Below are 7,165 nucleotides of genomic sequence, written 5' to 3' on the forward strand. Positions count from 1 at the left end.
AACATACCCGCCATCATCAAGCGAAAAACGTTACCTGTTCAAAAGCGAGCCGACATAACGCAGCAGATCATTCGCGCTGACAGAGTTATAACCATATTCATCAATAAGCCGCGCAATGACTTCATTCATTTTCTTTAACTGCAGCTCATCAGGCGTTTTAGAAGACGTTGTAATCTTCACAACATCTTTCAGGTCAGAAAACAGCTTTTTCTGGATAGCTTCTTTTAACCGGCTGTGTGACTGATAATCGAATCGCTTTCCTTTCCTTGCAAAAGCTGAAATTCTGATCAGGATCTCTTCGCGGAAAGCTTTTTTCGCATTTTCAGATACGCCGATCTGCTCTTCAATTGAACGCATTAATCGCTCATCCGGATGCATCTCTTCACCTGTTAAAGGATCTTTTAATTTTGATTTGTGGCAATAGGACTCCACATTATCAAGATAGTTATCCATCAGCGTTTTAGCAGATTCTTCATATGAATAGACAAATGCTTTTTGCACTTCTTTTTTAGCCAGATCATCAAACTCTTTTCTCGCCAGTGAAATACACATTAAGTAATATTCCCTGCTTTCTTTTGAAATGGACGCATGCTGATCAAACCCTTCTTTTAAGGACCGCAGCACATCGAGCGCATTAATTGAAGTGAGTTCTTTTTTAATAATCGTTGAAGAGATCCGGTTCAGAACATAACGAGGGTCGATTCCTTCCATTCCTTCACCAGAGTGTTCACGCTTCAGCTCTTCAACATCTGATTCCCCGAAGCCTTCTACAGACTCACCATCATACATTTTCATTTTATTGATCAGGTTGATGTCTTTACGCTTCGGTTCTTTAAGTCGTGTTAATACAGTGAACACAGCTGCTGTGCGCAGTGTATGCGGTGCAATATGGACATCAGCTACATCACTTTGTAAGATCAGCTTTTCATAGATTTTTTCCTCTTCAGACACACGCAGGTTGTATGGCATTGGCATTACGATCATTCTAGAGTGCAGCGCTTCATTCTTTTTATTTGAAATGAATGAACGGTACTCTGTCTCATTGGTATGCGCGACAATCATTTCGTCAGCTGAAATCAGCGCGAATCGTCCGGCTTTAAAATTCCCTTCCTGCGTCAGTGAGAGCAGATGCCACAAAAACTTTTCATCACATTTGAGCATTTCCTGAAATTCCATCAGCCCTCTGTTTGCTTTATTTAATTCACCATCAAAGCGATAGGCTCTCGGGTCTGATTCAGATCCATACTCTGCGATCGTTGAAAAGTCGAGACTTCCAGTCAGATCAGCGATGTCCTGCGATTTCGGATCTGATGGACTGAATGTGCCGATTCCGGTCCGTTTATCCTCTGAGAAGAATACCCGCTCAATCGGGACATCTTCAATCCTGTTACCAAATTCTTTTTCGAGTCTCATCATATTCAACGGTGATAAGTGTCCCTCAATCCGCACACCATATTCCTTAAAAAAGTCCTCACGCAACGCTTCAGGAATGAGATGCAGTGGATCTTCATGCATCGGGCACCCCTTAATTGCATACACAGCCCCGCGATCAGTTCTTGTATATTGTTCAAGCCCTCGTTTTAACAGTGTAACGAGCGTAGACTTCCCCCCACTGACAGGCCCCATGAGTAAGAGAATTCTCTTTTTAACATCCAGCCTTCTTGCAGCCGGATGAAAGTATTCCTCTACAAGCCGCTCAAGTGCTTCTTCTAATCCAAATAAATGGCGGTTGAAAAACCGGTAGCTCTTCCTGCCGTTGCTTGTTTCAGTTCCTGCATCTTTAATCATATGATAAATACGTGAATGTGCTGATTGTGCAATCCAAGGTTTATCTTTTAGCATCATTAAATAGTCAGAGAAGGTCCCTTCCCACTTAAGCATCGATTCTTCAAGCTGATAGTCTGCCACCCGTTTTAACATATCCATCTGATTCTCCCCCTCTTCTCCTTCATATAAAACGGTATGCAGCACAACACCTATTCATGAACATACTAGTAAATGAAATCTGCTAATTCACATGACAGTCATTTCTTTCTGAAGGGGTTTCATGTATACTTAAATGTATATGAAATGATTCATACTTTTATCCGGGAGGTATTTGAAATGGGTACAGTACTTATTTTAGGTATTTGTGTAGCATTCCTTGCAGCAATTTTTTCAGCTGGTTATAACGATAAGCCGGGCAAAACAAAAAATAACTAAAAAAAGCTGCCTATGCAGCTTTTTTTAGTTATTTCTTCGCAAAGTTTTTACCCTCTACAAACTCTTTCATATACATTCTGTTTTTTCTCTGCAGCATATTTGCCATTTGCTCTGTCCACTTATCACTTCTCTTCCCTGAAGTCCGTTCATGATAATAAGCTGAGATTGCTTTATTGTATTCATCCATTTCTTCTTTCACTATGTCTTCCTGATGCCGGTAGCTGTTTTCATGATAGATGGACTGAAACGGCATTCTCGGTTTCACAGCTGTCTCCTGATCTGGTACACCAACTGTGAGGCCGAACAGTGGAATCACATGTTCAGGCGTCTCAAGCAGTTCAGATACTTCAGGTAAATTGTTTCTAAGTCCTCCGATATAACAGATGCCAAGCCCCAAGGATTCAGCCGCAACCGCTGCATTCTGCGCAGCAAGTGATGCATCAATAACTGAGACCATAAACTTTTCCGTCGAAGTAATCGAATCATCCACATCTGCCTGTTCCCATTTACCGATTAACGAATGTCTGTATAGATCTGCACAGAATACAAAAAAGTGACCGCTTTCTGACACATAATCCTGTCCGCCTGCAAGTTCAGCAAGCTTTTTCTTTTTATCCGGATCCGTTACGCCAATAATCGAGTAGGCCTGTATAAAGCTTGATGTAGATGCCATCTGAGCAGCCTCTACAATCAATTGAATCTGTTCAGGGGTTAATGTTTCGTCTTTAAATTTTCTAACTGACCGGTGATTCAACATGGTTTCAATTGTCTGATTCACGCTTTTCTCCACCTTTCTATGACTAACTGTTTTTAAGTGTAGCGTTTTATTAGTCAGCCATTCAAATATTAAGCATCAAAAAAAGGATGAGAGTGATCCCATCCTTTTTTCTTTAATCGTCCCGCTGCGCTACATGTACTGGCATGTGCCGTAGTAATTCAAAGTTTGCTTTAAACAATCAGATTGTTACCCAAGTGAAGGGTAGTTCTGCTGTCTCAACGCTTCGTATACGAGAATCGCTGCTGTGTTCGACAGGTTTAATGAACGTACATGCTCATTCATTGGAATGCGCAATGCACGATCTTTGTTGTTTTCGATCACATCATCAGGCAGACCTGACGTTTCACGTCCGAAAATAAAATAGAAATCCTTATCGAGATCGCTGTAATCAAATGTTGAATGCGGCTGTTTGCCATACTTCGTCAGATAGAAATATTCTCCGCCTTCGCTTGCCTGATAAAAGTCTTCAAGTGATTCATGGTAATGAATATCAACATGCTGCCAATAATCAAGACCTGCGCGTTTGAGCATTTTATCGTCTGTAGAAAAGCCAAGCGGCTTAATTAAATGTAATGATGTACCAGTCGCTGCACATGTTCGCGCAATGTTACCTGTATTCGCAGGAATCTCCGGCTGGAATAATACAACGTGTAATCCCAATGTCTTCACCTCATCATGTATTTCGGCTGAGCCATTTTCTATTCTATCATGAAAGGTGAAAAAAATAATACCTGATGGATGGAGAATAAGCGGCTGAATCACTATAAGTCCACAGCCTTCTCCGGCTATCGTTCGTGTGCGCATTGACATACGGTACACCCTGGTCTATATAAGTCACAATGGCTGTATGATCAACTCTCCCATCACCGGCAAAATCATAACAGATCACATCCCCAATTATAAGCATAGAAGCCTCTGACACTCTCTCAGCTGCTTCTTCTAAAAACCAGCGCATCGAGTGTGCCACCGCCCAGCTGAGACTCCACTGTCCACCCTGAATCCACCAGCCTCTATACCGGTCAGGATAACCTCTCATGGTCAGTCCACCGGCTAACAGACATTGGGAAACAAAGTTCGTACAGTCTACCGGAAACGAAGGAAACGCAGAATTTCTCCTGTTCCACCACTCTTCAGCATACTCGGCAGCAAGTGCACCGTTATACATCACTTCACACCCTTCACTTACAAAGTGATAAGCCTTTTTCGATCTCTGTTAACACCTCTTCATCCTGTTCAACCTCTTTTTGCTTTAACAGCATCTCTTCAGCTTCTTCCCCGCCGATCTTTCCAGCCGCCCAGGCAGCAGTTCCTCTCATGACTGGACGCACATCATTTTTCATCACCTCAAAGATCGACGGCAGTGCTGATACTTCCTTAAAGTGAGCAAGCGCAATCAGCGCATTACGCTGAATCGGCTTCTTTCCTCTCCATGAGCCTGACACATGACCATACTGCTCTTTAAATTCCCGGTTACTAATTGAGAGCAGCGGCTCAAGAAGCGGCTTTGCGATCTCAGGATCAGGTTCAAATTCAGGGTGAATGTGCATATCAATCCCTTTATTTTTAGGACAAACCGTCTGACACGTATCACATCCATAAAGTCTATTACCAATTTTAGAACGATATTCATCCGGAAGAAAATCCTTCGTCTGCGTCAAGAATGCAATACACTTTTTCGCATCAAGCTGTCCTCCCTGGACAAGGGCACCAGTTGGACAAACATCCACACATAAATTACAATCACCGCACTGATCTTCCATCGATTCATCCGGACTGAATGGAATGTTCGTAATCATCTCACCTAAATACACATAAGAACCAAACTCGGGTGTGATAATTGAACAGTTTTTAGCACTCCAGCCTACCCCGGCTCTTTCCGCAACAGCCCGGTCAACAAGTTCTCCTGTATCCACCATTGATTTCATTCTCGCATCAGGTACTCTCTTTTGTATAAATGCCTCAAGGCGTTCAAGCGCTTCTCTGAGAACAGTATGATAGTCCTCTCCCCACGACGCCCTCGCAAAAATACCTCTGCGTTCTCCCCTCGTACTTCTGGGTGCATCCTTCATCTTAGAAGGATACGCCAGCGCAATAGATATAATGGACTTAGGCTCATGCATAAGTAAAGAAGGCGTCACACGTTTATCAAGATCCTTTTCCTCAAAGCCGGATTGATAATTCAGCGCTTCCTGTCTCATCAGCCGACCCTTCAGATCTGAAAAGAAATCCGCACTCGTAAAACCGATTTTATCAATACCCAGTTCATCAGCATGATCAATAATTTCCTGTTTTAGTGCATCATAATTCATTCTAATCCCCCTTTCTCCACAGAAATGTTAAACTGAGTGCATACAAAAGGAGTTGACCGTATGGAAGTCTCAGTTCATTCATCACTATCAGATTATTCATTTGGCATCATTCATTATCGAAACGTCACCGTCAGTAAATCACCTCAAATGTTAAAAGGTCGGCTCCAATTATTTCAGGAATCACTATTTTTTGACCTGAAGGATAAAAAGCCGGCAGACTTTGAAGGAATTGCTGAATGGAGACAGCTGTTCAAACAGTTTGGAAAAGATCCCAACAGATACAGACCAAGTACAGAAGCGCTGCTCAGAAGAATAGCCAAGCAAAACTATCTGCCAAGCACGAATTCCGCAGTCGATCTGAATAATTTCTTCTCACTTCAATATGAAACCCCGCTTGGCATTTATAATGCAGAAAATATCAGCGGACCAATTGAAATCAGAGTTGGCGCGGATAACGAGCAGTTTGAAGGATTGAATGGCAGAGAAAACTCTGCTGAGAACCTCATTATCGCTGCTGATGATCATGGACCATTCGGCAGTCCAAGCGTTGATTCTGTCCGGACTGCAGTGAGCAAGGAAACAACTGAAGCCATACACATCGTCTACTTCAGACCTTCTCTGCCGACTTCAGATCAGGAAAAGCTGCTTGATTCATTAAAGCATATGTTTATCCAGGTAAATGGTGGCACCGCTACATCACAAATTGTTTAAATGTATTATATCATTCGGATCCGTTCTATTTAAAAGCCTCATGAATGATGAGGCTTTTATCTTTGTTATGAGCACATAAAAAAACGCAACGCTTCGTTTTAATTAAACGAAACACTGCGTTGGTTATGTATGTTGGAGCGGGTGATGAGAATCGAACTCACGACATCAGCTTGGAAGGCTGAGGTTTTACCACTAAACTACACCCGCAAATGCTGGTACCGATGGCCGGGGTCGAACCGGCACTCCCGAAGGAACACGATTTTGAGTCGTGCGCGTCTGCCAATTCCGCCACATCGGCATGATAGTATGAATTTTATCATACGCATGCACGTATTACAAATCGCTATTATTAAAATAATTGGAGGCGGTAACCGGACTCGAACCGGTGATAAGGGTTTTGCAGACCCGTGCCTTACCACTTGGCTATACCGCCGAAAATAAAAATGGAGCGGAAGACGAGATTCGAACTCGCGACCCCCACCTTGGCAAGGTGGTGTTCTACCACTGAACTACTCCCGCAAAAAATGGCTGGGCTAGCTGGATTCGAACCAACGCATGACGGAGTCAAAGTCCGTTGCCTTACCGCTTGGCTATAGCCCAATATATGGGGCGACTGATGGGAATCGAACCCACGAATGCCGGAACCACAATCCGGTGCGTTAACCACTTCGCCACAATCGCCGTAATATTATTTTAAAAATTGGCAGGGGCAGTAGGAATCGAACCCACACCGGAGGTTTTGGAGACCTCTGTTCTACCTTTAAACTATGCCCCTATGAATGGTGGAGGGGGGCAGATTCGAACTGCCGAACCCGAAGGAGCGGATTTACAGTCCGCCGCGTTTAGCCACTTCGCTACCCCTCCATATGAATGGTGCCGGCAAGAGGACTTGAACCCCCAACCTACTGATTACAAGTCAGTTGCTCTACCAGTTGAGCTACACCGGCATTACATGGTGGCTTTGGACGGAATCGAACCGCCGACACATGGATTTTCAGTCCATTGCTCTACCAACTGAGCTACAAAGCCAAATAATTAAGCATTTTCTATCTTACTATGTAAATAAGTATTTTTCAACTGTAAGCTGAAAATGGCGGTCCCGACCGGGATCGAACCGGCGATCTCCTGCGTGACAGGCAGGCATGTTAACCGCTACACCACGGGA

6 protein-coding genes and 10 tRNA genes are annotated in these 7,165 nt (G+C 43.5%); 1 reads left to right on the forward strand and 15 read right to left on the reverse strand.

The window, feature by feature from the left end:
* Positions 1-30 precede the first annotated feature (30 nt).
* The 5 genes from ACH6CZ_RS05905 to queG form a co-directional block, all read right to left on the reverse strand.
* A complete protein-coding gene (locus tag ACH6CZ_RS05905; protein WP_374096476.1) occupies positions 31-1,926 on the reverse strand; it encodes a PrkA family serine protein kinase in 1,896 nt (631 codons plus the stop codon).
* A 304-nt stretch (positions 1,927-2,230) separates the two neighbouring features.
* A complete protein-coding gene (nfsA, locus tag ACH6CZ_RS05910) occupies positions 2,231-2,980 on the reverse strand; it encodes an oxygen-insensitive NADPH nitroreductase (protein ID WP_374096477.1) in 750 nt (249 codons plus the stop codon).
* Positions 2,981-3,166: 186 nt separating this feature from the next.
* Positions 3,167-3,640 carry a tRNA (uridine(34)/cytosine(34)/5-carboxymethylaminomethyluridine(34)-2'-O)-methyltransferase TrmL gene (gene trmL, locus ACH6CZ_RS05915; protein WP_374096478.1) on the reverse strand — a complete coding sequence of 158 codons (474 nt, stop codon included), beginning with the start codon at positions 3,638-3,640 and terminating at the stop codon, positions 3,167-3,169.
* A gap of 46 nt (positions 3,641-3,686) precedes the next feature.
* Positions 3,687-4,145, reverse strand: a complete 459-nt coding sequence (locus tag ACH6CZ_RS05920; RefSeq protein ID WP_374096522.1) for an amidase domain-containing protein — start codon at positions 4,143-4,145, stop codon at positions 3,687-3,689.
* Between the two features lie 13 nt (positions 4,146-4,158).
* On the reverse strand, positions 4,159-5,289 hold the full coding sequence (queG, locus tag ACH6CZ_RS05925) for a tRNA epoxyqueuosine(34) reductase QueG (RefSeq protein WP_374096479.1): 1,131 nt from the start codon (positions 5,287-5,289) through the stop codon (positions 4,159-4,161).
* A gap of 60 nt (positions 5,290-5,349) precedes the next feature.
* Here queG and ACH6CZ_RS05930 point away from each other — a divergent pair, with 60 nt between their 5' ends.
* Positions 5,350-6,000, forward strand: a complete 651-nt coding sequence (locus tag ACH6CZ_RS05930; protein WP_374096480.1) for a B3/B4 domain-containing protein — start codon at positions 5,350-5,352, stop codon at positions 5,998-6,000.
* A 133-nt stretch (positions 6,001-6,133) separates the two neighbouring features.
* Here ACH6CZ_RS05930 and ACH6CZ_RS05935 read toward each other — a convergent pair.
* From ACH6CZ_RS05935 to ACH6CZ_RS05980, 10 genes are all read right to left on the reverse strand, one after another.
* Positions 6,134-6,207, reverse strand: a tRNA-Gly gene (locus ACH6CZ_RS05935).
* A 6-nt stretch (positions 6,208-6,213) separates the two neighbouring features.
* A tRNA-Leu gene (locus ACH6CZ_RS05940) sits at positions 6,214-6,298 on the reverse strand.
* Between the two features lie 61 nt (positions 6,299-6,359).
* Positions 6,360-6,433, reverse strand: a tRNA-Cys gene (locus tag ACH6CZ_RS05945).
* A gap of 11 nt (positions 6,434-6,444) precedes the next feature.
* Positions 6,445-6,519 (reverse strand) — tRNA-Gly (locus ACH6CZ_RS05950).
* Positions 6,520-6,525: 6 nt separating this feature from the next.
* A tRNA-Gln gene (locus ACH6CZ_RS05955) sits at positions 6,526-6,600 on the reverse strand.
* Positions 6,601-6,605: 5 nt separating this feature from the next.
* Positions 6,606-6,681 (reverse strand) — tRNA-His (locus tag ACH6CZ_RS05960).
* A gap of 20 nt (positions 6,682-6,701) precedes the next feature.
* A tRNA-Trp gene (locus tag ACH6CZ_RS05965) sits at positions 6,702-6,775 on the reverse strand.
* A 5-nt stretch (positions 6,776-6,780) separates the two neighbouring features.
* Positions 6,781-6,864: transfer RNA gene (locus tag ACH6CZ_RS05970), tRNA-Tyr, on the reverse strand.
* Between the two features lie 7 nt (positions 6,865-6,871).
* Positions 6,872-6,947 (reverse strand) — tRNA-Thr (locus ACH6CZ_RS05975).
* 6 nt (positions 6,948-6,953) lie between these two features.
* Positions 6,954-7,029 (reverse strand) — tRNA-Phe (locus ACH6CZ_RS05980).
* Between the last annotated feature and the right edge of the window lie 136 nt (positions 7,030-7,165).

It is taken from the genome of Jeotgalibacillus sp. JSM ZJ347 (genome assembly GCF_044383825.1).
GTDB lineage: Bacteria > Bacillota > Bacilli > Bacillales > Jeotgalibacillaceae > Jeotgalibacillus.

Bases quoted from the DNA above. Each gene is read 5' to 3' on its own strand.
- ACH6CZ_RS05905 (WP_374096476.1), bottom strand. From the start codon at position 1,926: ATGGATATGTTAAAACGGGTGGCAGACTATCAGCTTGAAGAATCGATG.
- ACH6CZ_RS05920 (WP_374096522.1), bottom strand. From the start codon at position 4,145: ATGTATAACGGTGCACTTGCTGCCGAGTATGCTGAAGAGTGGTGGAAC.
- queG (WP_374096479.1), bottom strand. From the start codon at position 5,289: ATGAATTATGATGCACTAAAACAGGAAATTATTGATCATGCTGATGAA.
- ACH6CZ_RS05930 (WP_374096480.1), top strand. From the start codon at position 5,350: ATGGAAGTCTCAGTTCATTCATCACTATCAGATTATTCATTTGGCATC.